Annotated in this window: 23 protein-coding genes and 1 pseudogene; 13 read left to right on the plus strand and 11 right to left on the minus strand. The window is 52.2% G+C overall.

The features are described from left to right. Nucleotides 1-53: 53 nt before the first annotated feature. Together H3M12_RS03855 and H3M12_RS03860 are read right to left on the minus strand one after the other, a co-directional pair. The gene (locus H3M12_RS03855; RefSeq protein WP_182150941.1) at nucleotides 54-986 is read right to left on the minus strand and encodes an aldo/keto reductase; all 933 of its coding nucleotides are present in this window, start codon (nucleotides 984-986) and stop codon (nucleotides 54-56) included. Between the two features lie 63 nt (nucleotides 987-1,049). Continuing rightward, nucleotides 1,050-1,586 carry an NAD(P)H-dependent oxidoreductase gene (locus H3M12_RS03860; RefSeq protein WP_182150942.1) on the minus strand — a complete coding sequence of 179 codons (537 nt, stop codon included), beginning with the start codon at nucleotides 1,584-1,586 and terminating at the stop codon, nucleotides 1,050-1,052. Between the two features lie 183 nt (nucleotides 1,587-1,769). On the opposite strand from H3M12_RS03860, the pseudogene H3M12_RS03870 reads away from it, so the two are divergent. Further along, nucleotides 1,770-2,132, plus strand: a pseudogene (locus H3M12_RS03870) (MerR family transcriptional regulator). 11 nt (nucleotides 2,133-2,143) lie between these two features. Beyond that, nucleotides 2,144-2,866, plus strand: coding sequence for a carboxymuconolactone decarboxylase family protein (locus tag H3M12_RS03875; protein ID WP_129032350.1), 723 nt, complete (start codon nucleotides 2,144-2,146; stop codon nucleotides 2,864-2,866). On the opposite strand, the gene H3M12_RS03880 is transcribed toward H3M12_RS03875, so the two are convergent. Next, nucleotides 2,777-3,292, minus strand: a complete 516-nt coding sequence (locus H3M12_RS03880; protein ID WP_129032351.1) for a MerR family transcriptional regulator — start codon at nucleotides 3,290-3,292, stop codon at nucleotides 2,777-2,779. The two genes, H3M12_RS03875 and H3M12_RS03880, sit on opposite strands and share 90 nt — an antisense overlap. Before the next feature lie 103 nt (nucleotides 3,293-3,395). Here H3M12_RS03880 and H3M12_RS03885 point away from each other — a divergent pair, with 103 nt between their 5' ends. Both H3M12_RS03885 and H3M12_RS03890 read left to right on the plus strand, forming a co-directional pair. Next, entirely contained in the window at nucleotides 3,396-4,142 is a 747-nt protein-coding gene (locus H3M12_RS03885; protein ID WP_129032353.1) for an SDR family oxidoreductase, read from the plus strand. Between the two features lie 21 nt (nucleotides 4,143-4,163). Beyond that, nucleotides 4,164-4,658: a flavodoxin gene (locus H3M12_RS03890; RefSeq protein WP_129032355.1), complete on the plus strand. Its 495-nt coding sequence runs from the start codon at nucleotides 4,164-4,166 to the stop codon at nucleotides 4,656-4,658. 57 nt (nucleotides 4,659-4,715) lie between these two features. Here the strand turns inward: H3M12_RS03890 and H3M12_RS03895 are convergent, their stop codons facing one another. Continuing rightward, nucleotides 4,716-5,600, minus strand: coding sequence for a LysR family transcriptional regulator (locus H3M12_RS03895; protein WP_129032357.1), 885 nt, complete (start codon nucleotides 5,598-5,600; stop codon nucleotides 4,716-4,718). A 113-nt stretch (nucleotides 5,601-5,713) separates the two neighbouring features. Between H3M12_RS03895 and H3M12_RS03900 the strand changes: the two genes are divergently transcribed. Then, nucleotides 5,714-6,244 carry a DapH/DapD/GlmU-related protein gene (locus H3M12_RS03900; protein WP_182150943.1) on the plus strand — a complete coding sequence of 177 codons (531 nt, stop codon included), beginning with the start codon at nucleotides 5,714-5,716 and terminating at the stop codon, nucleotides 6,242-6,244. Between the two features lie 22 nt (nucleotides 6,245-6,266). Next, nucleotides 6,267-7,013, plus strand: coding sequence for an SDR family oxidoreductase (locus H3M12_RS03905; protein WP_129032361.1), 747 nt, complete (start codon nucleotides 6,267-6,269; stop codon nucleotides 7,011-7,013). A gap of 66 nt (nucleotides 7,014-7,079) precedes the next feature. Here the strand turns inward: H3M12_RS03905 and H3M12_RS03910 are convergent, their stop codons facing one another. Both H3M12_RS03910 and H3M12_RS03915 read right to left on the minus strand, forming a co-directional pair. Continuing rightward, nucleotides 7,080-7,496, minus strand: coding sequence for a Zn-Finger Containing protein (locus tag H3M12_RS03910; protein WP_182150944.1), 417 nt, complete (start codon nucleotides 7,494-7,496; stop codon nucleotides 7,080-7,082). Between the two features lie 78 nt (nucleotides 7,497-7,574). Next, complete coding sequence (locus H3M12_RS03915) at nucleotides 7,575-8,291, minus strand: sulfite exporter TauE/SafE family protein (protein WP_182150945.1); 717 nt, start codon at nucleotides 8,289-8,291, stop codon at nucleotides 7,575-7,577. Between the two features lie 129 nt (nucleotides 8,292-8,420). Between H3M12_RS03915 and H3M12_RS03920 the strand changes: the two genes are divergently transcribed. Beyond that, entirely contained in the window at nucleotides 8,421-8,927 is a 507-nt protein-coding gene (locus H3M12_RS03920) for a GNAT family N-acetyltransferase (RefSeq protein ID WP_129032367.1), read from the plus strand. A gap of 69 nt (nucleotides 8,928-8,996) precedes the next feature. On the opposite strand, the gene H3M12_RS03925 is transcribed toward H3M12_RS03920, so the two are convergent. The 5 genes from H3M12_RS03925 to H3M12_RS03945 all read right to left on the minus strand — a co-directional run bounded on the left by H3M12_RS03925 (nucleotide 8,997) and on the right by H3M12_RS03945 (nucleotide 18,622). Continuing rightward, on the minus strand, nucleotides 8,997-9,314 hold the full coding sequence (locus tag H3M12_RS03925) for a DMT family transporter (protein ID WP_182150946.1): 318 nt from the start codon (nucleotides 9,312-9,314) through the stop codon (nucleotides 8,997-8,999). 299 nt (nucleotides 9,315-9,613) lie between these two features. After that, nucleotides 9,614-12,127 (minus strand): KxYKxGKxW signal peptide domain-containing protein, encoded by a 2,514-nt coding sequence (locus tag H3M12_RS03930; protein WP_182151044.1) that lies wholly within the window; start codon nucleotides 12,125-12,127, stop codon nucleotides 9,614-9,616. Between the two features lie 465 nt (nucleotides 12,128-12,592). Further along, a complete protein-coding gene (locus tag H3M12_RS03935; RefSeq protein ID WP_182151045.1) occupies nucleotides 12,593-14,974 on the minus strand; it encodes a KxYKxGKxW signal peptide domain-containing protein in 2,382 nt (793 codons plus the stop codon). A gap of 458 nt (nucleotides 14,975-15,432) precedes the next feature. After that, nucleotides 15,433-17,982, minus strand: coding sequence for a KxYKxGKxW signal peptide domain-containing protein (locus H3M12_RS03940; protein ID WP_182151046.1), 2,550 nt, complete (start codon nucleotides 17,980-17,982; stop codon nucleotides 15,433-15,435). 415 nt (nucleotides 17,983-18,397) lie between these two features. Beyond that, entirely contained in the window at nucleotides 18,398-18,622 is a 225-nt protein-coding gene (locus tag H3M12_RS03945; RefSeq protein WP_129033198.1) for a PLD nuclease N-terminal domain-containing protein, read from the minus strand. Between the two features lie 148 nt (nucleotides 18,623-18,770). Here H3M12_RS03945 and H3M12_RS03950 point away from each other — a divergent pair, with 148 nt between their 5' ends. The 6 genes from H3M12_RS03950 to H3M12_RS03975 all read left to right on the plus strand — a co-directional run bounded on the left by H3M12_RS03950 (nucleotide 18,771) and on the right by H3M12_RS03975 (nucleotide 24,963). After that, nucleotides 18,771-20,126 (plus strand): threonine/serine exporter family protein, encoded by a 1,356-nt coding sequence (locus H3M12_RS03950; protein ID WP_129033199.1) that lies wholly within the window; start codon nucleotides 18,771-18,773, stop codon nucleotides 20,124-20,126. Nucleotides 20,127-20,222: 96 nt separating this feature from the next. Further along, nucleotides 20,223-21,080, plus strand: coding sequence for a metallophosphoesterase family protein (locus H3M12_RS03955; protein WP_170955006.1), 858 nt, complete (start codon nucleotides 20,223-20,225; stop codon nucleotides 21,078-21,080). A gap of 232 nt (nucleotides 21,081-21,312) precedes the next feature. Beyond that, on the plus strand, nucleotides 21,313-21,684 hold the full coding sequence (locus H3M12_RS03960; protein WP_129033201.1) for a cupredoxin domain-containing protein: 372 nt from the start codon (nucleotides 21,313-21,315) through the stop codon (nucleotides 21,682-21,684). A gap of 35 nt (nucleotides 21,685-21,719) precedes the next feature. Then, nucleotides 21,720-21,992: a cupredoxin domain-containing protein gene (locus H3M12_RS03965; protein WP_129033202.1), complete on the plus strand. Its 273-nt coding sequence runs from the start codon at nucleotides 21,720-21,722 to the stop codon at nucleotides 21,990-21,992. After that, nucleotides 21,989-23,917: a copper-translocating P-type ATPase gene (locus tag H3M12_RS03970; protein ID WP_129033203.1), complete on the plus strand. Its 1,929-nt coding sequence runs from the start codon at nucleotides 21,989-21,991 to the stop codon at nucleotides 23,915-23,917. The genes H3M12_RS03965 and H3M12_RS03970 overlap by 4 nt, the downstream gene beginning before the upstream one ends. A 155-nt stretch (nucleotides 23,918-24,072) precedes the next feature. Further along, on the plus strand, nucleotides 24,073-24,963 hold the full coding sequence (locus H3M12_RS03975) for an EamA family transporter (RefSeq protein WP_129033204.1): 891 nt from the start codon (nucleotides 24,073-24,075) through the stop codon (nucleotides 24,961-24,963). Nucleotides 24,964-25,440: the final 477 nt, after the last annotated feature.

A 25,440-nucleotide genomic window follows, 5' to 3' on the forward strand; every position in this document is an offset into this window, starting at 1 on the left:
GAAGACTAATCTTCAAACTGGTTAGGGCGCGATTTTATGGTCAAGAGTAGTGGTTAATTTTCCTGCAGGTTTTGTTCCCACTCACGAATGGTGTCCACACCAAGTTCGGAAGCCGTCCGTTCTAAGGTGTGGATATCTTCAACGCTCAGAGTCGTGTGGGCTACCTGAGCGGCGTCGTTGACCTGGGCGACCTTGGTGACACCGATGATGGGTAACGTTCCCTTGGACATGGCCCAGGCCATGGCCGTTTGGGCCGCACTCAAGTCGTATTTCTGCCCGATTTGAGTCAGTTGGTCGACCAGGGGGCGAATCATCGGCAGTAGCGGGTTATAAGTCTGGGCCCGTGCCGTGTCTTCAGGGAAGGGGTGCTCGGTGGTATAGTGCCCGGTCAACGCACCTTGTTCTAAGACCATGTAGGCAAAGAAGGTCAGGTTCTGCTGATGGCAGTAATCCAAGATACCGGCGATTTCAGAAGTCCGGTCGAGGAGACTAAGGTGGTTTTGAATCGCGCTTAAGTGATATCCAGCCGCACCCAAAATCTCTTGGACCCGTTTGATTTCGTTGAGGTTGTGGTTGGACACCCCAACGCGCTTGATTTGACCACGCTTCAGGAGTGGAATCAAAGCTGGCGTCCAACGTTCGACGTCGGCAGCGTTATGGATCCAGTACAAGTCCACGCTATCCGTTTGAAGGCGGTCTAAACTCCCGGCCAGCATCGTGGCAACCGGGTCATCGGCAGCGGTGCCCGCGAGTTGCGGCGTGAACTTAGTCGAGAGTTGCAGCTTGTCGCGCGATGTGGCTTGTGTCAGATTGCCCAAAATCTTTTCGGAGGCGCCAGCACCATACGCGTAAGCCGTGTCCCAAAGGGTTAAGCCTTGGGCGATAGCGGCCTGGTAGACGTCTTTGAAGTGGGCTTCGTCGTAATGGTTCCCGAAATAACTGTCCCCCCAGGCCCAAGTGCCCATGGTAATTTTAGGAAAAGTCATTTTAATTCACCTCCCTTAGGCGATTGGAGGCGTCTTGGGCAACGATAAACTTAACTGTAACCATTAATCAAAGTCCCCTAACGTTGGTAATTCAGAAGTCAACACATAGGTCGCGTAACGTTGGGCTTGCTGAGCTAAGGCGTCATCGCTAATCATTGAGGCACCGATCGTCACGAACGGCTTCAAATAGGTCGTGCCGATCAGCCGACTAGTCGCTTGTAAAGGCCGCAAGAGTTCGGTGATGGTATAGCGAGCGAATTGGTCTTTGCCATAGTTGTCGGCCCCCGGTGAGACGGCGATTAGAAGTTCCTTCCCGTGGAGTGCGTTGCCGTTAGTGCCGTACGCCCAGCCATAAGTCAAGACGTCATCTTCCCATTGTTTCAACAGTGCCGGTGTACTGTACCAGTACATCGGAAATTGGAGGACGATGCGGTCGGTTTGGGCTAATACCTTCTGTTCGGTCGGGACGTCGATTTTAAAATCGGGGTAGAGTTGATACAGGTTCCGGACCGTGACGGGTTCGTCCAGAGCATCCGCCAACGTGTGGTTGACACGGGATTCCTCGAAGTGGGGGTGAAACAAGAACACAGTCGTTTGCACAGGACATCTTCCTTTCAAAATTAAATCATTGACCAACGCTAGTCTACCCCCTAGTACCGGTTAGAAGGCAACTAGGTTGACTCGAAAAATTCAGATGGGTGAGTCGTGTGGGGGCGAAATAGTTGGCGGGATTGGTGGGGACCCTTATAATTAAAAGCAAAATTGACTAAGGGGCCTGATAAAATGAGCTATAGTATCAAAGAAGCGGCCCAACTGGTGGGGGTGTCCACTTATCGGATTCGCTACTACGACCAATAGGGGCTGATTCCCAACCACCAACGCGACGCGCATAACAACCGGGCCTTCGACGAGGACTCGCTAGAGTCATTGCGCTTGATCGCGTGTTTTCGGACCACCAACATGTCGTTGGCCGAGATTCGCCGTTACGTCGACCTGCTTCAGGACGGCGTTAAAACGCGGCCAAAACGACTGGAGATTATGAAACATCATCAGCAACCGATTCAGGATTTAGCGTCATTATTGCAGAATAATTTAACCATCGTGAAGCATAAAATTGCGGATATGCAGGCTGGCAAGTACATCTAGAGGTGACCATTATGGCAAACAAATTAAATCAACGGTTACAAACTTGGATTCCCGACGACCCCGACTTTCTGAACTTAGAAGAGGACTTTATTAGAGCGATTCGTGCCGATACCGTGGCCTTGGACCCGGGCGACACCGAACTGATTCCCTTAATCGCGATGGTGGTCCAACAGAGTGACACCACGTTGTCCGCTCAGATTGCGGCAACCTTAGCGGCGGGCGTGACTCCCGTCAAGTTGCTAGAAGTCGTGTACCAATTGGAACCGGTCGTGGGCTTGCCCAAGGTCACGTTGGCCTTGCGCCGGATTCACGCGGTCTTTCGCGATCAAGATCTTACGGTGACGCCGGCCCCAGCCACGGCGACGTCCGCTGAAGCGGGGGCGGCGATTCAAGCCCAACTGTACGGGACCGAAATCAAGGATTTAATGGCCGACCTGCCGGCGAAGGCCAATCAATGCCTACCGGAATGGTTAACGGACCATTTCTTCACCCAATATTACCAGCGCCCCAGTTTGACCGTAGCCCAACGGGAGCGCTACGGCTTGATGGCATTGATTACCTTGAACGTGGATTTTCAGATTAACGCTCACGCTAAAGGCAGCTTAAAAGCGGGTAACTCCGAAACGATTTTGGTCTGGTCGGCCTTACAGCTCTTGCCGTTTATTGGTTTCCCCTTGGTCATCAACAGCGTCCAGAAGATTCACGCCGCGGCCGCGCAATTGGAGCTCGCGTAATAGTTGCGGGTCTGGTAAATCGGGGTGTTGGGCCTGAACGTGGGCTTCGGTGCCGTTGTCGACAGCGCGTTGGTGGTAGTCACATTTATAATCGAGGACCGCAAAAGTCTGTTCGAGTTGCTCGAGTTGGTCGGCCATGCGTTGCCGGGCGTGTTGAAAGAGCGCCAGACGTTGAGATAACGTCGAGTCACCAGCCTGGACGAGTGTCATGAATTGCTTAATGTCGCGAATAGACAGGCCGGTCCGCTTCAGGCATTCGACGATGCGTAAAGTATTCAAGTCCTTAGCGGTGAATTGCCGGTAGCCGGCTGCGTTCTTACTCAGACCGGGGATGAGGCCTTGCTGGTCGTAGTAGCGTAAGGTGGGGACGGACAATTGAAATTGAGTCGCGACTTCGCTGATGGAATAAGTGGTTTTAGTGGGCATGAAAGGTCCTCCATTCTAAAATTCAAAAGTTACGCTTGCCCTCAAGTCCGCTTGAGGGTTTAGGGTGAGTCTAACACAAAATAAAGAAAGGTGGAATTCTCACATGGCAATTAAAGATAAAGTTGTGCTGATTACGGGGGCTTCTTCTGGTATCGGTGAAGCCACAGCCAAGCAATTAGCGGCTGAAGGTGCCAAGGTGGTTTTAGGTTCGCGGCGAGAAACCAAGCTCCAACAGATTGTTAACGACATCGAACAGGCAGGCGGCACAGCGACCTACCGGGTGACCGACGTGACGAAACGCGCGGACAGTCAGGCGCTGGTTCAGTTAGCCAAGGACACCTACGGGCAAGTGGACGTGTTGTTCTTGAACGCTGGGTTAATGCCGAACTCACCCCTTTCAGCGTTGCACGTGGACGAGTGGGACCAGATGGTCGACGTCAATTTAAAGGGTGTCATGTATGGCATCGCGGCGGTCTTGCCGGACTTCACGGCGCAAAAGCACGGTCAAATCATCGCTACTTCGTCCGTTGCTGGGTTGAAGGCTTACCCGGGTGGCGCCATTTATGGGGCGACCAAGTGGGCGGTCAAGGACTTGATGGAAGTCTTACGGATGGAATCGGCCCAAGAAAAGACCCACATTCGGACCACGACGATTTACCCGGCCGCCATTCAATCAGAATTATTAGACACGATTACGGACAACTCAACGGCTCAGGACGCCCAAGACTTGTACGATGCTTACCAAATCAGCCCGCAACGGATCGCTGACGTGGTGGCCTACGCCATCAACCAGCCGGAAGATACGACCGTTAACGAGATGACGGTGGGCCCTTCGATTCAGAGCTGGTAAACAAGTAAGGAGTACAGTAACATGACTGATACATTGATTCTAGATTACTCTTGGTCCGGCACCACGCCCAAGTTGGCCCAACAGTTGCAAACGGCGCTGCAGGCCGACCGGCTCGCGGTTACGGTGGCCCCCGACACCTTTCCCGCGGACATGACGGCAACCGACAAAGTGGCTAAGCAACAGCTGGCCGCCGGCAAACTGCCGGCGTTGACCACGTCGCTACCCGATTTGAGTGGCTATCACCGCCTCTTGATTGGCGGCCCGGTCTGGTCCGGAACGGTCTCGACGCCAGTCCGGGAACTCTTGGCGACGTTACCGGCGTTTAGCGGGCAACTGGTCCCGTTTTACACCGACGCCGGCGTGGCGGGGCAGTATGAAGCTGACTTTGCTAAGCTGGCGGGTGATCACGCAACGTTACCAGGTCTCGAAATGACGGCCGGGGAGTTGCAAGATACGGCCACGGTGCAGACCAAGATTTTAACCTGGTGGCAGAGTCTGACGACGCCAGAAAACTAAGCAGAATAGTGTCAAACGGACGCCAACGCAGCCTATCGTTGGCGTCCGTTTTTTGGTTTACGGGGTGGTTAAGTTAGCTTGGAGGCGTTGTAAGAACAGCTGGGCCACGGGTGATAGTGGTTGGGTCCGCGACCAGATGATTGTGATGGGATCGACCTGTGGCGGGGTCAACGGGCGAAATGTGAGCGGCGAATTAGCGCTGGTATCGCTCAACTGGTCAAAGCCTAGGGCGTAGCAACTCCCGTTTTGGACCAGTAGGCTGGCGTTAAACAGCAAGTTGTAGGTCCCGTTGATGGTGAGGTCAGTAGCCACGTTGCGCCACCAGTCCTGAAAGCGGTGGTGCGTTTGGGCTTGTTCGGAGATCAAGAGCGGGTGACCCACTAAGTCGGTGGGCGCGATGCTAACTTGGCGGGCTAGCGGCGCCGTTTTGGGCAACAGCACGCCCCACTGATTGGTTTCCGGGAGTTTGAGGGCGTGGAAGTTGGTCAATTGGCGCGACCCCATGATGACCCCGAAGTCGAGGCGGCCGTTTGTCAGTTGGTCTTCGACTAGCGGGGCGTCCCCACTATGCAAATGGACCGTCACGGCGGGGTAATCTTTTTGGATCCCGGCGATTAAGGCCATCAGCCGCGCCATGCCCTGGCTTTCGCCGGCGCCGATGTCCAGGCTACCGCTCAAAATGGGTTGTTGAGTTTGAAGATTTTGGGTGGTTTTGTCGACCAGTGCGATGATGGTCGTGGCCCGGCTCAACAGGTAACGGCCCTGTGCAGTGAGCGTAATTTGGCGCGCGCCCCTAGTGAAGAGCGGCGTGCCGACTTCGGTCTCGAGGTCGGTCAGTTGCCGTGACAGGGTGGGTTGGGACAAATGTAACGCCCGCGCGGCACCACTGACCGTCTTGGCTTGGGCTAATGCAATAAAGTACCGTAAAACACGTAGTTCCATGGCATTTCCTCCTAAGAATGCTTTTTGACTATACTTTAACATGAAATATAGGTATTTGATATGTTTAACGTCCGCTCGTATACTAAGTGGTACTTACTCAAGGGGGAAGTCAAATGAAATTAGACTTAGCAACTTTACAAGGGATTCAGGGCGTGGTCGACCAAAAACAGCGCCTGGTTCAACACCTCAATACGGGACAACATCACCCGGCCGAGATTCGTCAATTAATGGGTGAAATCACGGGCCAATCGATCGATGACTCAGTCGAGATTCGCTTACCGTTCTACACAGATTACGGTCGCGGCCTCAAGTTGGGCCACGGGGTCTTTCTCAACAGTGGCGTGATGATTACCGATTTAGGTGGCATCATCTTAGAAGATAACGTCCTAATTGGCCCGGGTGCCAGCCTCTTGTCAGTCAACCATCCCTTGGACCCAGCGCACCGACATGAAGTCTTGGCGGACCCGATTCGCATTCAAAAGAATGCCTGGGTGGGCGCCAACGCCACCATCTTAGCGGGCGTCACGGTGGGTGAAAACGCCGTGGTTGCCGCCGGAGCAGTGGTCACCAAGGACGTCCCGGCCGCAACGGTCGTGGCGGGCGTCCCCGCAAAAGTGATTAAGAAAATTGAGTCGTCATTTTGATTTAAAAAGGAGATTTTTATCAATGAGTGTTGCAGGAAAAGTTGTTGTGATTACCGGGGCTTCTAGCGGTATCGGGGCCGCCACGGCCAAGTTGTTAGCGGCTAAAGGCGCCAAGGTGGTCTTGGGCGCCCGGCGGCAAGACCGGTTACAGGCCTTAGCTCAAGAAATTGGTGAAAACGCCAGTTACCAGGTCACGGACGTCACCAAGCGCGACCAGGTCCACGCGCTGTTAGACCTGGCCATGAGTCAGTATGGACGGATCGACGTGTTGTACAACAATGCCGGCACCATGCCCCAAGGGAACCTGGCCGACCGGGAATACGACAAGTGGCAGCTGATGCTAGACGTCAACGTGATGGGCGTCTTGAACGGTATCGGTGAAGTGCTCCCCATCATGCAACAGCAACATGCCGGGTTGATCATCACCACGGATTCCGTGGCGGGGCACGTGGTCTACCCGGATTCCGCGGTCTACAACGGAACGAAGTACGCCGTGCGGGCCATCATGGAAGACTTACGCCAAGAAGAAAAGGGCCACGGGATTCGCGCGACCATCGTGTCACCGGGCGCGGTCAAAACGGAATTGGTCAACACGATTGGTAATCCGGAAATTCAGCATAATATCAGTCAGTTGATGGCCGCCCAGGAAAGCCAGGGCTTAGCGCTCAATCCCGAAGACGTGGCGAATTCCGTGCTCTTTGCGATTGACCAGCCAGAACACGTGGCCGTGAGTGAAGTCTTGATTCGGCCAGCTGAACAGGAAGTTTAACCGATTAGATTGAATGAAAAAGCTCGCAACGGCGTCCTTTGAGGACAACTGTTGCGAGCTTTTACGTTAGGTCCGCGCGTCGAATTGGTGCCCACATTTGGGACAGGTGATGCGCACGTGGTCGTGGTGCCGAGGAATGCGAATGCGCTGATGACACTGCGCACAGCGGAAAAATTTGTATTGACGGTGCTGGCTGACCCAGTAACGCGACCGCGTCAGGGGCCGAATCACCGGAAACCATAGGCGTTGAAAACCGCGGTTGATAGCGACTTGCCGGTAAATCTGCCGGGAAAACAAGCGCCAGTAACTGATGATCAGCAACACGAACGCCACCCAGAACAACCAATGCAGGCTGCGCCAGAAACTGAGAATCAACAGGATCAGTGAGAGCCCGTTGAGCCAGCGATTCAGGGTATCGTTTTGGCCGTAACGCCCCAGCATGAAGCGTTGAAGTCGTTGAATAAATTTAGAGTTGGGTCGCAAGTGAATTTCCCTCCCAGGTAAGCTAATGTCTTATCCTAACATAGTTTGTTGGCGCCCGTTGTTTCACGTGGAACATCGCTAGAAAAACAGGTAGTAGAGGCCACTCAGCCCGATGAACCCGTAAATCCACTTCTTAAGGGTCTCCCCGTCGATTCGGTTCAGCAGGTGCGCAGCAATCAAAGTCCCTAACGCGGCGGCAACCATACCGACCAGGATGTAAGGGATATCCTGCGCCACTAAAATACCGTTGGCGACCCGGATGCTAGTGATGTAAACGGCATCGAGTAAAAAGAACCCTTGAATGGTAGCGATGTATTCGGGCATCGAGCGGGATAAGGACAGAAAGTAAAGGGCCATCAAGGGGCCACCAATCCCGAAGAGGCCGTTGAAGAACCCCGAAATGATCATGAAAAGTCCGGCAACGTACCACGGGTAGTGGCGCGCCCCGGCATTTTTGACCAGCGTGAAATACAAACACAACGCGACCAGTAGCCCGCCTAACATCAGTCGTAACAGATGTGCGTCCAAGACGTGGTCCAAGTGGACCGACCAGGTGGCGACTGCCGCATAAACGATGAAGGGAATCACGATACGCTTGAACTTGATGTAGCGATGGTAACGTAACGTGAGCCCCAGCACGCTCACGAACATGATAACACCGCCTATCCCGGCGGCTTGGGCCATGGGTAGAATCGAAGGGAAGAAAATCATCATGATGATGACCGCCCCGAAACCGGTCAAGCCTTGGACTAAACCGGCGAGTAGGGCGGGGAAAATAATGAACGCCCAGGTCACAATGTTGACCTCCTTTAAGTCATTAGTCTTGTTATCCAGTGTGGTGGTTCAACCAGGCGGTGTCAATGGGTATCTCGTAGGTAAAGAAGCGTATAATGGGGATATTAATCGCCGAAAGAAGGAATTAGGATGATGGAAGAAACGGCCCGCATCCGGGTGCGTCCCTTAGAACTGAGTGACTTAGCCGATTACCAACACATTTTGATGGACCCCCGCTTGGCCAGCGCCAGCGGCCAGCCCGCAACGATTGCCCCCAACCTGTTGGCTTACTGGTTCGAGAAGGACCGCCATAGTCCATACGCTTTTGCGGTGATTGACCGGCGCGAACGGCGCTTCGTGGGGACGATTCTTTACTATCAACATGGGAATCAGGCCAACGTCTATGACTTGGGGTATTTTTTGACGCCGCATGTTTGGGGCCATGGCATCATGCCCGTGGCAGTGCGGGCCAGTCTGCGGTTGATTACCCGCGAAGGGGGCCAAGTGACCCGGTTGTTTGCGGACTGTTTACCGGATAACCACCGTTCCCAGCGGGTTCTGGAAAAATTGGGCTTTACGTTGGTTCCTGGGATCACCGCGGCGCCAAACGTGGACCGAGTCAACTGGTATAGCAAGACACTACTGCCGTCGAAATAAAAATAAACCGGGTCGCGGACATTGGTCCGGACCCGGTTTTGGATTGCTGAGCTTTAGTGCTGAAATTGGTTAACCGACGTTGAGGTTTAAAAGAACGGTGCCGGCCACGATAAGGGCAATTCCCGAGATGATGACCGGGTTGATCTGCTCGTGCCAAATCAAGACGGAAAGCACCGTGGTAACGACGATCCCAACGCCACCCCACAAGGCATAGGCAATATTTAAATCGATGGTTTTAATGGCCAGTGATAAGAAATAGAAACAAAGTATATAGGCCAGCAAACTCCCGGCCGTGAAGGGTAACCGTGTAAACCCATCCGAAGCTTTCAATAAGTTGGTGCCCACGAGTTCCCCCGTGATGGCAATTCCTAAGTATAAGTATCCCATGCTTGTGCGCCTCCGCATCTATGATTGTCGTTGCAATGACTCGTTACCGCACTTTTTTGGTAACGACTCATCTTACTTTATTTTCTGAAAATTAGCTATCTTTTTTTATCACGTGGTTTGGAAAACTAGCAAATTTTTAAGTAGTGATTGATTGGCATCGCAAATGAAGACCTGGTGGGGCATAACCGGGACCGCTATCACTGATAACAAGCCAACAAAAAAACAGTTCGATTTCAATGACCACAATCAAAGTGGCGCTTGAAACCGAGCTGTTTTTTATATCATATCCTAATAATTGATTAGTGTTGTTTACGCCGGTCCGTTGCCATGCCGAACGCGCCTAACAAGAGGGCCATGCCCGCCGCAATGAAACCAGTTGACTTGGTTTCATTGGTTTGGGGTAAGCCAATCGTGGCGGTGTTGGTAGCTTGACCAGTCTTTTGGGTGTTAACCGTGTTTGCCTGAGTCGTGGTGTGGGCTAACATGGTCGGCTGAGCGGCGTTACTAGTCGTCGTTGCTGGTGTAGCCGTTGCGGTGGCTGTTCCAGTCGGCGTATAAGCGCCCGTTACTGTCGCGTGACGAGTGGTCGTTGACGTCTCTGTGTTTCCGGTGACGATTTGGTCAGCGTTGCCACCACGCTTCAATTGTGTTGCGCGAGCGTTCTTAGTTGTGGCTTGGGTCGTTGATTGCGGCGTTGCGAGTTTATCGGACGCGTTTCCCGTGATGATGGTGTCGCCAGCCTCCCCAGTGGAAATGCTTGGCGTAGTCGAGTCGTCAGTATCGTTTGTGGTGACCGTATCACCAGCGTCACCGGTCGTCACCGTGTCGCCCGCATTGCCAGTCGTTGGGTTGTCACCGGTTGTCGTTGTATCGTCAGAATTGTTTGTTGACGTCCCAGTATTGTCACCGGTGTTATCTGGCGTGGTAGTCGTGCCACCACCGGTCGTGGTACCTTGGTTAGGATCCGTGACGTTGATGGTTGCGGTTTCGGCGACGATGTACGGGTCGCCGGTATTATTGTAGTCATCGGCGACTTGGTAAGCGTAGGTGACTTTGAAAGTCCCAGCCTTAGTTGCTTTGCTATCTTGTAAGATGTTGTCAGGGTCGCTGATGCTGACTTGAACTTGGTCCAAATTCAGTGGGTCGTCGTTATCGTCGAGGCCAGAAACGAAGTTGTCCGCGGCAGTCCAATCTTGGCCGACTGTTAACGCGGAGTCTTGCGTGGTGATGACCTTGCGTAACGTAATGTAGATGTATGGGGCCAATGTACTGCTGGTCCCATCACCGGTAGTGCCAGAGTCACCGTTTACCTGAACGCCAGTTGGTGTCAGACGGTAAGTGTAATCGGTCTGGGGGGTTCCATCTTTGTTTAACAAGACGGAATACCCATAATCTTTGACCAGGTCATCGATGTTTGCCTTGGTCAGATTGACATCGATTAGCCCACCCGTGTATAGGGTAGAGCCAGAGTAAGTGTCATCACCAGGCCCGAAATTGTGTAAGGAGATTTGGCCCGCGGCGACAGCATAGTATTGACCGACAATTTTATCCGGTGCTGGTGCGGCGATGCGGAAATACAAGGCACCAGATGTCCCCGCCGTGTAGTTCATCAAGTCAATTTGTTCGAGATTGGTGCTGTAGAGTTGCGGATCAGTGATGGTCAATGGGACCTTGGCCACGTAGGCGGCGTTGGCTGCTAGCGTTCCTTGGAACCGCATTTCTTCGACGTCGGCCAAACTATAGCCCGCCGCTAAGAGATCGGCGTAACTGTAGCTCATCCCACCCCCACGCAACATGAAGGTCAAGTTGACACCATCGGGTAAATCGGCTAAGAAGTCGCTGGCTGGGGTGCCATCAGCTAAGGTGACTTGAGCAGCCCGGCTACTTGCAGAGTCCGCGTAACTCGGCAACATGAACAGGAAGTTGATGTTTTGCGCCTGGTCGGTCGTATTTGTAATGTTGAAAATGGCGCTTAGGTCAGCGATCCTGGAATCAATAATGGAGGCCGCTTGGTCACTCTTTAAGCCGTTGGTTTCGGTCAGTGAGGTCGATGTGTTTCCTTGCGCATCAGTCCCGGTTAACCGGACGTGGACTTGGACGTCATCATCAGGTTGGACGTCGTGGCCACTAGCGTTGTTCACGATAGCTGGTTCCGTGGTTTCCTGGGTTGGATCATAGGTCGTTTGTGTGGAAGCTGGGGTGGCCGTTGGGACGACGATGGAGTCTTCAGTTTGGATATTGTGCGTCGTTATCGCGTCATCAGCGGTTTTATCAGTTGCGACATCAGTGGCGTCGTTATCGTTAGTAGTGCCGTCATTGGCAACATCATTAGTCGTGTTGTTAGCGGTCGTGTCATTGTTAACGTCATTGGCTTTATTAGTGTTGGTCAACGCGTCATCGTTAGGCGTTGAACTGCTGCTGGTCCCCACATTAGTAGTGGCCCCACTGTTGGCGGCAGCGTTAGCTGCTGAATTAACATTCAGGTCGGCTTTTTCGGTAGTGGTAGCGCTTGAATTTTGAACATTTGTTGTGTTAGCGGCACTGTCCTTGGTACTGGTTACCGCGTCACCGTTAGTGGTAACCGGTTTTTCGGTGGTCGACTTAGTTGCCTTTAACGGGACAACTTTGTTTTGAGTCGCTGAACTTTGATCGCTCACGGCCGTCGTGGCGGCATCAGAACTTGATGAGGTCGAATCGGCGTTGGCAATCGTGGTTTGGGAGAGACCAATACCTAAGGTGGTCACCCCGATGGCGGCCACGAGCCACTTCTTGCCAGCCTTATAAAGCTTAAAATGTACTTTAGTTTCAAACATAACCGCTCATCCTCCGTTATTTCGTTTAGTATGTATACAAGATTTCCTTTTATTCAGTTATATCTTAATCCCTTTTTTAGATAATGCAAGAATTAATTAATCATAATAATTAGTTTATATCAAATGAATTGTGTGTGAGGGAAATAAATAAGGCTTATAAATACCGATAAATCGGCATTCTGAGCAAACTTAATCGTAGCAAAAAGCAACAAATATTTTTTCGATTTTTAAGTCGCCTAACTAAATTGGCAACAGATTAGATGAATTGTGTAAACTGAAAAATAAGTGCTGATATTTCCATATTAAAAAAACTGTAACGGTTGCTTTAATAATTTTTATCCTGGCTAAAAAGAATTAAACGGATTAACGTTCCGACGAACAAAAACTAGCTTAAACTGCCATCAGTCATTGTGTGACTGTAGTAGTCTAAGCTAGTTTAAATTTGATAGGTTAGCTCGATTGCGATTAATGTTGCTTGCGCCGATCCGTTACCAGCCCGAGTGTCCCTAACAGAAGGGCCATCCCCGCCGCAATGAAACCAGTTGGTTTGGTTTCATTAGTTTGCGGTAAGTTAGACGTGGTGTTGGCACGTTGACCAGGTTGTGAAGGGGTCTTTTGGACGTTAGTCGTGTTTGTATTAGGCGTGGTGTGAACTAATGCGGTCGGTTGGACAGAAGCTGATGTGTCGGCGTTTCTTGTGACGATTTGGTTCTCGGCGCCACTACGCTTCGATTGCGTCGTGCGGACGTTATGAATTGTGGCTTTGGGTGTTGCGAGTTTATCGGCCGCGTTTCCCGTGACGATGGTGTCATTTGCATTTCCAGTACTGATAACTGGCGAATCTGCAGTGTCCGTCCCTGGTGTGGTGGTGTCAGTATTGTTAGGGGCGACCGTATCACCAGCGCCACCGGTCGTCACCGTGTCACCCGCATTGCCCGTCGTTGGGGTGTCACCAGTGGTTGTACCGCCAGAGGTGTCAGTTGAAGTACCGGTATTGTCCCCAGTAGTGTCGGTGTCGCCGGTATTAGTTGGCGTGGTAGTTGTGCCATTACCGGTCGTAGTACTTTGGTTAGGATCCGCCACGGTGATAGTTGCGGTTTCAGCTACGATGTATGGTTCGCCGGTGTTGTAATAATCATCAGCAACTTGGTAAGCATAGGTGACTTTGAACGCCCCAGCCTTAGTGGCCTGGCCATCTTGTAAAATGTTGTCAGGATCATCGATGCTGATCTGAACTTGGTCCAGACTTAACGGGTTATCGGCATCGTCGAGACCAGAAACGAAGTTGTCCGCGGCGGTCCAGTCTTGACCGACCGTTAACGCAGAGTCCTGCGTGGTGATGACCTTGCGTAACGTCATGTAGATGTATGGGGCCAAATTAGTGCTGGTCCCATCACCGGTATCAGCGCCATCGTCCATCTGAACGCCAGTTTGTGTCAGAAGGTAAGTATAGTTGGTTTGTGGAGTCCCGTCTGCGTTTAACAAGACGGAGTACCCAACATCTTTGACCAGGTTAGCGATGTTCGCTTTGACCAAGTTGACATCGATGATGCCACCCGTGTAGAGGGTTTGACTAGAGTACGTGGTATCGCCCGCGCCAAAGTTGTGGACGGTGACTTGTCCCGCTGTAAGTTCCGGCATCAAGGCCTGGATGTCCTCGGGAACGGATTGATAGGAGATGCCAAGCTTAATGGCGGTTGCAGCGTGATACTGTCCAGCTAAACTTTCGGGCAATGCTTGCGCAATCCGGAACCGTAACACGTCATCGCGATAGGTAGCAGATTCGGCGTTGAGCACACCGATTTGTTCAAACATATTATTGGTGTAAACGTCGGGGTTGTTTAAACTCATGGGGAGATTAACGATGTAACTACTGTCGCCAGCCAACTTGCCCGTGACCTTTAATTTTGCGGTGTCGGCTAACTGATAACCGGCCACCAGAAAGTCATCGTAAGTGTAGTATTGATTATCGCCGTGAGCTTGAAAGGCAAGGGCCAAAGTGGCTGGCAGATCAGCTAAGAAGGTACTTGCTGGGGTACCATTGCTTAAAATGAGTTGCGTTGGGTTGTTATAGGCTGCATCGACCGAATGAGGTAACGAAACGGTCACGTTGACGTTTTGCGTCTGGTCAGTCGTGTTCGTCACGTTAAACAGGGCGTTGATGTTTTGGGCGTCTGAACTAATGATGGTCGCCGCCTGGCTCGTCCCGGTGATGGAGTTGTGGTTCGTCAGCGAAGTCGTGGTATTGCCAGCACTATCCGTTGCCGTTAAACGAACGTGTGCGGAAATTGCGGTATCTTCTTGAATATCTTGTCCGGCGGCGTTGTTCACGATGGCAGGGTCCGTGACGGCCTGGGTTGGATCATAGGTCGTCGCGGAAGAAGCCGGAGTGGCTGTCGAAACGATAGGCGTGTTCTCAGCTACGGGCGTCCCCTTGTCGTCGTTTTGATTATCGGCGGTCTCATTGTCAGCGTTATTATCGGCGGTATTATTGTCGTCAGTGATGGGATTACTAGGATCGTTCGTGGTGTCTTCCTTGACGGTATCGCCGTTGGTATTATCTTCGTCGCTATCAATTTCCGATTGCGATGTGTCAGAAACACCTTTCTCGGAATCGATGTCGCCATTATCGGGGGTATCCGCTACAGGGTCTTCACTTTCGTTACTAGTGTCCGTTTGACCAGCGACGGCAGTGATGGCGGTGTGACTGGTTGTCGAATCAGTATCGGAAGCGCTTACATTTATGGATTGAGAGAGACCAATTCCCAAGGTGGTCACTCCGATGGCGGCCACGAGCCATTTTTTGCCTGCTTTATAAAGCTTAAAGTGCACTTTAGTTTCTAACATAACCGCTCATCCTCCGTTATTTCGTTTAGTATGTATACAAGATTTCCTTTTATTTAGTTATATCTTAATCCCTTTTTTAGATAATGCAAGAATTAATTAATCATAATAACTAGTTTATATCAAACGAGTTGGATAAGATAAAAATAAAATGGTGGCTAAATGCTGATAAACTGGCATTCTAAGTAAAGCTTGTTTTATAAAAAAGCAACAAATACTTTTTCGATTTTTAATTGCCCTAACTAAATTGGCAACAGTTTAGGTGAGCTGTGTGAGCTAAAAATTAATACAGCCGTTTCCACATCATGAAAGATGTAACGTTTATTTTAGTGGACCTTGTTTTGGTTGAAAAGGCCTGAACTGATTAATGCTCTGATGAAAATAGCTTGGACCGCCATCAGTCATTGTGTGACTGTAGCGGTCCAAGCTATTTTAAATTTGATAGATGAGATTGGTTATGATTAGTGTTGCTTGCGTCGATCTGCGGCAACGCCTAACGCACCTAACAAGAGGGCGGCACCGGCTGCAATGAGATTAAGGACGTTGGCGTCGTTGGTCTGTGGTAACGCAGTGGTTGCGGCGTTAGTGGTTTTCCTAGCTTGCTTGACCGGCTGTTGCGCATTGGCAGTGGTGGCCGTGTTCGGCTTAGTCGTGGCGTGGGCCAATGCCGTTGGTTGTGCGGCCTTGACAGTTGCTGGCGTTGCGGCAGTTGCGCCGGTCGTCGTGGCAGTTGAATGCCCCTTGGCAATCGCTGTTGCGCTGCCGTGAGCATTAGTGGCTTGGCCTTGCCGACTGGTTATGATTTGGTCGCCATCGCCACCGGTCTTCAATTGTGTGGTACTGGACTTCTTCATTGTCGGTTGCGACTTAGCGGGGGCCGTTGTGGCCTTGTCGCCAGCACTTCCCGTCACGATTTCATCGCCGTCACCACCAGTGGTGATGACGGGTGCCGTTGAAGTATCGGTGTTGCCCGGCGTAATAGTATCACCGTCGCCACCGGTCGTAATGGTATCACCAGAATCGCCAGTGGTCGTACCAGAGTTATCATCAGTCGGTGTGGTGTCGCCGCCACTGGTGCTCCCGCCGGCCGTGGTCCCAGAATTACCGCCGGTGGTGCTACCTTGGTTGGGATCCGTGACGGTCACCGTAGCCGTTTCGGAAACGATGTACGGGTTACCGGTGTCATAGTAGTCATTGGCGAGCTGGTAGGCGTAGGTGACTTTGAAAGTGCCGGCTTTCACGGCTTTGCCGTCTTGTAAAACGTTGTCCGGGTCATCGACACTGACTTGGACTTGGTCAAGACTCAGGGCGGAATCATCGTCAGCTAAAACGGAGACAAAATTGTCAGCCTTGTTCCATTGCTGGTTAACGGTCAATGAAGAGTCCTGCGTGGTGATGACTTTGCGTAAGATGACATAAACGTAGGGAGCAGATGTTTGAGCAGTCGCGTCCGAACTAGCCGGATCGTAGTTGATAATCGTGTCTTTGGCAGCGTCAAAATAGACATAAGTGTCTTGCGGCGTCCCGTCTTGATTTAAGAGGACGGAGTAACCATGGTCTTTAACTAAATTCGCGATGTTCATTTTCTTTATATTCACGAAGACCCTCCCGCCGGTGTAGAGCATGCCGCTGGAATGAGTTTCATCATAACCGAAATTGTGGATAATCAGGTCACCGGCCTCAACATCGGGCATCAGGTCCTGGATATCTTGGGGAACGACGTCGTGGGAAGGCTGGTTTGCTTGACCCGTGACGGCGACGTATTGACCCACAATTTTATCGGGGTCCGGTTGCCCAATCCGAATATACAAGGTGCGCGGATTAGTGTAACTAATCGCACAGTTATAGACCTGGAAATCCTCTAGGTTCGTGCCGTCAACAATGGGGTTCGTTAAAGTCAAGGGCACCTTGGCGACGTAAGAGCCACCAATAGCTAAGGGCCCTTGGATATGAATTTCGGAAACATCGGATAGGTCATACCCGGCGGCGACCAATTGTTGATAAGTGTAATTCGTGCTGAAGACGCCGCCCTTAACGATATAAGTGAGCGTCATGCCAGCGGGAAGATCGGCCAACAGCGCGGCGTTTGAAGCGGCACCATCAGTTAAGGTGACTTGTACCTGATGGTTAGCCAGTTCGTCGAGGTAACTCGGTAAGGTGAAAAGGATGTTAGCGTATTGTGAGGACTTCGTCGTGTTGGTAAGGCTGAAAATGGCACTCAAGTTTTTAGCGTTAACGTCAATGATGGAAGCTGCTTGATTATTCCCCAGACCATTATTGTCGGTCAAAGACGTGCTGGTATTTCCTTGAGCATCTGTAGCTGTCAACCGGACGTGGGCGTCCACGGTCTCAGTCGTGGGTTCGTCGTGACCACTGGCATTATTGAGGATGGCGGGTTCCGTTGTCACCGCTTTATCCGGATCATACGTGGTATCGGTATACAGCGGTGCTGAGGCGGTCGGAATGACGGTCGCGTCTTCAGCCTTTGGGGCTACGGCGTTGGTCTTGGTGTTGGTATCGCTTGGGTCGGTCACGTCAGTTGTGGGTGTTTCGGTAGTACTTTCGTCAGTTTGGTCAGGAGTTGTGCTCTCGTTGTCTTCATTAGACTGGTCTGAAGTGCCGATGCTGTCAGTCGGGTTGCTGCTGTTGCCGTCGTTAGTGGCGTCCTGAGTATCGGTCGCGTCATGACCATTGACGTTAGTGGCGTCACTAGTCTGAGTTTGCGTCGAATTAGACTCACTGTTGGTCTTAGCGGCGTCATTGCTGTCACCGTCCGTCGTTGTGGTCTGTTTGGTAGCCGCCTGGGCTTTCAAAGCAACCACTTTTTTAGCCGTTGTCGATTGCGTGGTGACACTGGCAGATTCATCTTTAGCGGTGGTTGTGTCCGTATCAGAAGCGCTTACATTAGTTGCTTGCGAGAGACCAATCCCCAAGGTGGTCACCCCAATGGCGGCCGCAAGCCACTTTTTGCCTGCCTTATAAAGCTTATAGTGTACTTTGGTTTCAAACATAACCGCTCATCCTCCAATTTTGTTTCAGTATGTAGACGACTTATCCTCTTATTCACCTACATCTTAGTCCCGTTATTAGATAATGCAAGTATTAATTAAGCGTAGAAACCAATTATCGAGAATAACATCGCGATGATTCAAGGATTTAAAAGCCGTGATTGCCGGTAATACAGCTTTTTTAGCTGGTTAGGTGAATTAACTTGGGATAAACAAAATTTAGCTGTTTTACATGTTGTTAAAAATTTCGCAACAGATTATAACTTTTGTGCGATGAGACGGATGGATGTTTCATAGCACCACATTTTGAAAATTGTAACGCTATAATTTACAGGATGAAGACGGAGAGATGTAAAACGCCTCACCAACCCGAAAGTTTCCGGATTGATGAGGCGTTAAGGTAAGGCTGGTTGAAAGATCACTCGCGTTCCTGACCAAAGAGGAAGTAGAGCCACGGACCAATCGGTTGAACAAAAGCTAAAAGCGCCCACAGCAATTTGTTGCCATGGCGGACCGATTGGGCGTGGAGGATATCAGTTAAGGCAATCGTACTGGCAGTCAGTTCAAAGGCGGCAAAGGGCAATAGCCGTTGTTTGTCACGCTTGGTCAATTTTCGGTGGGGAGCAAGTTGGTGACGGGACATCGCAAACACCTCCAAATAAGATACGTTCAGTATACGCTAAGTTAAGTGTAAACGCTATCACGGTGGGCTTTAGCGTTTCAGTTTGCCGTGAGGTGCTCCTATAATGAACGTGATAATTAGTTGGGTCTAAATCAAGATGGAGGAAGTTATGGATAAGAAGCAAGTCGCAACTTTAAATCAAAAATGGTCGTTGTCGCACCGGCATCACATGACGATCAAGTGGCAAAATTGGAGCCAAGATGCCGACGTCACGGCTCGCGACGCCAGTTTACAAGCGCGGGCTTCTATCGTAGGGCGCATCGGTATCACCATGTTGTCGTGTGGCACGGGGGCCTGGCGGGTCCGCGACGCGATGGACCGCGTCGCGCGCAGTCTCGATTTGACCTGTTCGGCCGACATCGGGCTGATTTCGTTACAGTACACTTGTTTTAGTCCGGAGGATAGTTACTCACAGGTCTTGACGTTGCCGAATACGGCGGTCAATACGGACAAGCTCAACATCATGGAAGAGATGGTCAAAAACTTCCAAAACGACTTTGCCTTTCTGACCGTCCGCGAGATTCACACCATGATCGACGAGGTCCAACAACGGCCGACGCAGTATGCCCCGTGGATGTTAGGCGTCGCCGCGGCTTTAGCCTGTGGCGCCTTCATTTTTCTACTAGGCGGGGGCTGGCCGGAAATGATTTGTTCCTTCCTCGGGGCCGGCGTGGGGAACTACGCTCGGGCACTGATGGGCAAGCACAAACTATCGACGGTCGCCAGTATTGCCGTGGGTGTTGCGCTGGCGGGGTTAGTTTATATGCTGAGTTTCCGGCTCTTCGAATCGTCCTTTCAGATTTTAGCGCAACGCGAGGCCGGGTACATCGGCGCTATGCTGTTCGTGATTCCGGGCTTCCCGTTCATCACCAGCATGCTGGACATTTCCAAACTCGACATGCGTTCGGGCCTGGAACGTTTGGCTTACGCCACGATGATCACGGTCATCGCCACGCTGGTCGGTTGGCTGGTCGCGACCGGCTTTGATTTTCGCCCCGCGGCATTCTTACCGTTGGGGTTGTCGCCGTGGGCGTTGGCTTTATTACGTGTTCCGGCCAGTTTTTGCGGGGTCTACGGCTTCTCGGTGATGTTTAACAGTTCGCAAAAGATGGCGGTAGCAGCCGGTTGTATCGGGGCCGTGGCCAACACCTTACGGCTCGAACTGGTGCAATTGACCACCATGCCGCCTGCCGCTGCGGCCTTTACCGGGGCGCTGGTCGCCGGGCTGATTGCCTCGGCCGTCAACCATTACAACGGGTATCCGCGCATCTCCCTGACGGTACCGGCCATCGTCATCATGGTACCAGGGTTGTACATTTACCGGGCCGTTTACAGCATTGGGAGCAGTCAGATTGGTGTCGGTGCGTTGTGGCTGACCAAGGCGGTCTTGATCATCATGTTCTTGCCGCTGGGGTTATTCGTGGCGCGAGCATTGTTGGATAAAGAATGGCGCCATTGTGATTAGCAAATTAGAGTTAAGGGCCACCGGCAATTGTCGGGGTCCTTTTTTATGACTCGGGCGTGCTATAATGGGACCCAAATCTATAGAAGAGGTGACACCATGCGGAAAATTGCGGTCATTTCGGACGTTCACGGGAACGTGACCGCGCTGCAGGCGGTGATTCAAGACGCCCGGCAGCAGCACTGTACCGATTTTTGGTTCTTAGGCGACTTGTTTGTCCCGGGGCCAGGCGCCCACGACCTGTTGGCGATGCTGGATGCGTTGCCCATTACGGCGTACGTTCGGGGCAATTGGGAAGACGGCTTCTTGGAAACGGTCGATGGGTTGATCGATGAAACGGACCCCACCGACGTGTACGAGGTCCTCATCGATGATTACGTTCAAGCACAACTTGCGAGCACGGAAATTGAGCGGATTCGGCAATTACCGTTGTGCCAGACCCGGACCGTCGACGGGCTGACCTTTCAGCTCAGCCATAATTTACCCACAAAAAATTCGGGTCAGGCTTTGAGTCCGACCGCACCCCAAAAAGGATTCGACCGTTTGGCCCGAAGTGGCGCCGACGTCCTGATTTACGGTCACGTCCATCACCAATTGCTGCGGCAAAGTACCGCCGGCCAACTGGTGGTGAACCCCGGAACCGTGGGGATGCCGTTTCCGCATTGGACGCGTTTTGCGACGGACCTGCGCGCTCAGTACGCTGTTATCACGACGCACGGCCAGCAGTCGCCGGACGTTGACTTCCGCAAGGTCGACTATGACAGGGACGCTGAAATCGCGCTGGCCCGCCACCGGCAAGTGCCGTATCCCGACCTGTACGCGGATCAGCTGACCACCGGGCGGGTCCACACCCACGATAACAACGCTATCATCCGGGCGACCAAACGGTGGGGGTATCACGACCGCTTGCAACACATCATTGCGGTCCGCGCCCAGCAACACCCGACCCAAGAGTAAAAATAAATCCCTAGTGCCAGCTCAATTGAGTTGGACTAGGGATTTTTGCGTTGGGAGAAGTCAGCACGCTTACGACGGTTGGTGGGTCTTGAAATCAGGGAAGTGGGTTGCGGAATCACCTGATTTTTCAGGAGAAGTCAGTTTTTCGGTCACTTTTGGTTGACAAATGTAAACGATGGCTGTACGCTGTATCCATAGATTACAAATGTAAACGTAAAAGGAGCGAACCAGAATGACGAAATTATTAGTTTTAATCATCGGCTTGTTATTGATTGGTTTCATCGCCTGGTGGTTCTTTGGCCATCACGCCACGAAGACCGTTGAAGCCGCTCAAACGACGGGGCAACAAAGTATCGATATTGACGTGAACGGCGGCTATTCACCCGAACAAGTCGTGTTGAAGCAGGGCGTCCCCGCGGTCTTGAACTTCACACGGCAGGACGCCTCGAGTTGCTTGGACCGGGTCGTGTTTAGCGATTTCGGCATCAACCAGGCGCTGCCTCAAAACCAGACGCAAGCCATCAAGATCGACACCAGCAAGCCCGGCGAGTACCAATGGGCTTGTGGCATGGACATGTTTCACGGCAAACTCATCATTAAGTAATCCCAATTATTAACTTAGAAAGGAAGCAATTTATAATGACTAAAGCAAATCAAGCAAACATCACCGTCGACGGGGGTTACGCCCCACAAACCATTCACTTACAGCAGAAACAACCGGCGACACTGACGTTCACACGCCGTAGTGACCAGGGGTGTTTAGGACAGGTTCACTCACAAGCCCTCGACTTTGCGAAAGACTTGCCGTTGAATCAACCGGTCACGGTCAACGTGCCAACGGACAAGGCCGGTGAATTCGACTTCAGTTGTGGTATGGACATGTTCCACGGAAAGGTGGTCATCGACAAATGAGTATTACCAAGCGTTTCTGGGTCTCGTTGATCTTCTCGTTGCCCATGTTAGCGGGGATGATCGGTATGCTCTTCGGGTGGACCTTACCCGGAGGTGCCTGGACCCAATTGATTTTAACCACGATTGTGATGCTAGTATCGGCACGACCATTCTGGCAAAGCGCCTGGGCGTCATTTACCAAGCACCATGCCAACATGGACACGCTGGTCGCCATCGGGACCGCGACGGCTTACATTTATAGCTTATACGCGATGGTCACGGGCCAAGCCGTCTTCTTTGAAAGTGCGGCCTTCGTCACGACCTTCGTCTTGTTAGGGCAAGTCTTTGAGGAGCGGATGCGTAACAACTCCGCCAACGCCGTGGAAAAGTTGGTCAATCTACAGGCCAAAAACGCCGAAGTTAAGCGCGGCGACACCTTCGTCAAGGTCCCGTTGGATGAAGTCCAAAAGGGCGACATCGTCCGGGTCAAGCCGGGCCAAAAGGTGCCAGTCGACGGCGTCATCACACAAGGCAGTTCCAGTGTCGACGAGTCGATGGTCACCGGAGAAAGTCTCCCGGTCGAAAAGCACGTTGATGATGCGGTCATTGGTGCGACCGTCAACGAGACGGGGACCTTTCTGGTCAAGACTAGTCAGGTCGGCCAAGGAACCATGTTGTCGCAGATCGTGGAATTGGTGAAAAAGGCCCAAAACAGCCACGCGCCAATTCAAAAGTTGACGGATAAGGTCTCGAACATCTTTGTGCCCGCCGTGTTGATGCTGGCTATCGCGACCTTCCTAGTTTGGAACGTGTTCTTAGGGGCTAGTTTCGCCGAGTCCTTGATCTTTGCGGTGTCCGTCGTGGTCATCGCCTGCCCGTGTGCCTTAGGGTTAGCGACCCCGACCGCCTTGATGGTCGGGACAGGCCGTGGCGCTAAGATGGGGATCTTGATCAAGAACGGTGAAGTTCTGGAAGCCGTTAACGACGTGGACACGGTCATCTTTGACAAGACCGGGACCTTAACGGCGGGCAAGCCGAAGGTCACCGATGTCGTCGGCAACCAGACCCAGGTCGTCCAAATCGCGGCCAGTCTGGAAGGTGCGTCAGAACACCCGTTGGCGACGGCTATCCTCGACCGCGCCAAGCACGACCAAGTCACCTTGAGTGACCCGACGGACTTTCGCGCCATCGAAGGCCAGGGGGTCACGGCGACCGTTGCCGGTCACACCGCTTTCGTCGGGAACGAAAAGTTGGGTGCTAACGCCCAGTTAAGCCCCGCCTTGAAGCAATCCTTAACCCAATTACAGGATGAAGCCAAGACCGTGGTATTGGTTGGCCTCGATAAAACCGTGATTGGATTGATTGCCATTCAAGACGCCCCGAAACCAACGTCGAAGGAAGCCATCGCAGACTTGAAGGCTCGTGGCCTAAAGACCATCATGTTGACCGGGGACAATTCCCGGGTCGCTAACGCCGTGGCCAAGCAAGTCGGTATCGACACCGTGATTGCGGATGTCTTACCCGGTCAAAAGGCCGACCAGGTCAAGCAAGCCCAACAAAACGGACGGGTGGCCTTTGTGGGTGACGGCATCAACGATGCTCCAGCCTTGACCACCGCCGACGTGGGCATTGCCATGGGGTCCGGGACCGATATCGCCATCGATTCCGGGGGCATCGTGCTGGTCAAAAATGACTTGCGCGACGTCGACCGGGCTTTGGCTTTGAGCAAGAAGACCTTCAACCGAATCAAGCTGAATCTGTTCTGGGCGTTCGTTTACAACGTCTTGGGGATTCCCGTGGCGGCCGGGGTCTTCTTCACCTTAGGCTTCACGCTGAGTCCGGAATTAGCCGGCTTGGCGATGGCCTTCAGTTCGCTGTCCGTGGTTACGAGTTCGGTCTTATTGAACCGGGCGAAGATCAGTGCGCCGCGAACGCAAGTCGCCTAACTGACCAATTGAATCAAAGCAATTCTCACGACCCGGGGTCCGTCCCCGGGTCGTTTTTTGTGGCGTCAAGCCCGTTAAGCCGGTGGTTGGCAAGGCCGATTGGGCCGTGTATCATGAAGTGGTAGAAGTATTTGGCTACATAAAGGATGGTTAAATTGAAAAAAATTGCGCCGCTCTTCGTTGGCTTGGGCGCCATTAGTTTCGGAATCCCAGCAACGTTGTTTAAACTTGCGCGCCGCGAGGGAGTTGTCAACGGGCCGTTATTATTCTGGGCCTTTTTTAGTGCCGTGGTGATCCTAGCCATCATCCACGTGGTGCGGCGTCACAAGCTGCGCTACCAGCACACCAACTGGAAACAACTGCTTTTGGTGATTGCGGCCGGCAGCGGGTCGGGGTTTACCAACACCTTTTATATTCAGGCGTTGAAACTGATCCCCGTGGCGGCCGCAGCGGTCATGCTGATGCAGGCTGTGTGGCTGTCCGTACTGTTGGGCGCGGTGATTCAACGCCGTTGGCCGTCGCGGTTGCAGGTTTTAAGCATCGTTTTGGTTCTGGTGGGGACCGTGCTAGCGGCGGGGCTGTTTCCTATTACTGAAGCGCTGTCGCCGTTAGGCTTGTTCTTTGCGTTCTTAGCGGCCTGTGGGTACGCCTGCACCATGCAGTTCACCGCCAGTCTGGGCAATAATCTTGACCCGCTCACCAAGACTTGGCTGCTCTGTCTAGGGGCGTTTATCTTCATCAGCGTGGTCTGGGCACCGCAAATCGTGACGGCCCCGACCACCTGGCCGACCGTCAAATGGGGCTTTTGGATTGCGTTGTTCTCGATGGTCTTCCCGCTGGTGGCCTACTCGATCTTCATGCCACACCTGGAGTTAGGCATCGGGCCCATCCTGTCATCGCTGGAATTGCCATCGTCCATCGTGGTGGCGTTCGTGATTTTGGGCGAGACGGTCAGTGGCCTCCAGATCTTTGGCGTTTTGGTGATTATCGCTGCGGTCATAATTCCGAACATTTGGGGGATGTGGCAGCGCGAAAAGCTAAATTGAGCCGAAATATGGCCATTTATCTTGATTCTTGTCAAGGTAAATTGGCCTTTTTTTGTGTCCGGCCCCAAATGAGGTAAGTTACGGTTTTAAGTCGGTTTATAATTGTAATCTTGCTTGAATCCTTGATTTAACGGGATTTGTTAATCGTGAAATTACGTGTGCTACTGAGCGTTCACTATTGCACGAAATAGATAAAATGGGCAATTAAGCGCGTCAGATTAGGATTTAGCGGAAATCACGAATGAATCCGTAGTGGAGGTTACGCAATTTGCCGAAGGTGAAAACGGTTTAATTTAAATTCAAATTGCGACCGGACCCGGTAAACCGCTGAGAGGCTTAGCGAAGTTTTGGTTCCCCGAATAAAGGCGTTCAGGCCCGGCCTGGACGCCTTTTGCGTGGGTCTACCGGGGGTTAAGTCATGCTGGGGAGTAAAAGTCAGTAGGCCGCACCACTAGGAGGATTGACGAAAAAATGGTT

This window comes from Levilactobacillus suantsaii, assembly GCF_014069315.1.
Lineage (GTDB): Bacteria > Bacillota > Bacilli > Lactobacillales > Lactobacillaceae > Levilactobacillus > Levilactobacillus suantsaii.

Excerpts from the sequence above, each read along its gene's own strand:
- H3M12_RS03940 (WP_182151046.1), bottom strand. The coding sequence starts at position 17,982 with ATGTTTGAAACCAAAGTACACTATAAGCTTTATAAGGCAGGCAAAAAG.
- H3M12_RS03925 (WP_182150946.1), bottom strand. The coding sequence starts at position 9,314 with ATGGGATACTTATACTTAGGAATTGCCATCACGGGGGAACTCGTGGGC.
- H3M12_RS03955 (WP_170955006.1), top strand. The coding sequence starts at position 20,223 with ATGCGGAAAATTGCGGTCATTTCGGACGTTCACGGGAACGTGACCGCG.
- H3M12_RS03920 (WP_129032367.1), top strand. The coding sequence starts at position 8,421 with ATGATGGAAGAAACGGCCCGCATCCGGGTGCGTCCCTTAGAACTGAGT.
- H3M12_RS03895 (WP_129032357.1), bottom strand. The coding sequence starts at position 5,600 with ATGGAACTACGTGTTTTACGGTACTTTATTGCATTAGCCCAAGCCAAG.
- H3M12_RS03880 (WP_129032351.1), bottom strand. The coding sequence starts at position 3,292 with ATGCCCACTAAAACCACTTATTCCATCAGCGAAGTCGCGACTCAATTT.
- H3M12_RS03890 (WP_129032355.1), top strand. The coding sequence starts at position 4,164 with ATGACTGATACATTGATTCTAGATTACTCTTGGTCCGGCACCACGCCC.
- H3M12_RS03950 (WP_129033199.1), top strand. The coding sequence starts at position 18,771 with ATGGATAAGAAGCAAGTCGCAACTTTAAATCAAAAATGGTCGTTGTCG.
- H3M12_RS03970 (WP_129033203.1), top strand. The coding sequence starts at position 21,989 with ATGAGTATTACCAAGCGTTTCTGGGTCTCGTTGATCTTCTCGTTGCCC.
- H3M12_RS03875 (WP_129032350.1), top strand. The coding sequence starts at position 2,144 with ATGGCAAACAAATTAAATCAACGGTTACAAACTTGGATTCCCGACGAC.
- H3M12_RS03935 (WP_182151045.1), bottom strand. The coding sequence starts at position 14,974 with ATGTTAGAAACTAAAGTGCACTTTAAGCTTTATAAAGCAGGCAAAAAA.
- H3M12_RS03855 (WP_182150941.1), bottom strand. The coding sequence starts at position 986 with ATGACTTTTCCTAAAATTACCATGGGCACTTGGGCCTGGGGGGACAGT.
- H3M12_RS03930 (WP_182151044.1), bottom strand. The coding sequence starts at position 12,127 with ATGTTTGAAACTAAAGTACATTTTAAGCTTTATAAGGCTGGCAAGAAG.
- H3M12_RS03960 (WP_129033201.1), top strand. The coding sequence starts at position 21,313 with ATGACGAAATTATTAGTTTTAATCATCGGCTTGTTATTGATTGGTTTC.
- H3M12_RS03885 (WP_129032353.1), top strand. The coding sequence starts at position 3,396 with ATGGCAATTAAAGATAAAGTTGTGCTGATTACGGGGGCTTCTTCTGGT.
- H3M12_RS03965 (WP_129033202.1), top strand. The coding sequence starts at position 21,720 with ATGACTAAAGCAAATCAAGCAAACATCACCGTCGACGGGGGTTACGCC.
- H3M12_RS03905 (WP_129032361.1), top strand. The coding sequence starts at position 6,267 with ATGAGTGTTGCAGGAAAAGTTGTTGTGATTACCGGGGCTTCTAGCGGT.
- H3M12_RS03945 (WP_129033198.1), bottom strand. The coding sequence starts at position 18,622 with ATGTCCCGTCACCAACTTGCTCCCCACCGAAAATTGACCAAGCGTGAC.
- H3M12_RS03900 (WP_182150943.1), top strand. The coding sequence starts at position 5,714 with ATGAAATTAGACTTAGCAACTTTACAAGGGATTCAGGGCGTGGTCGAC.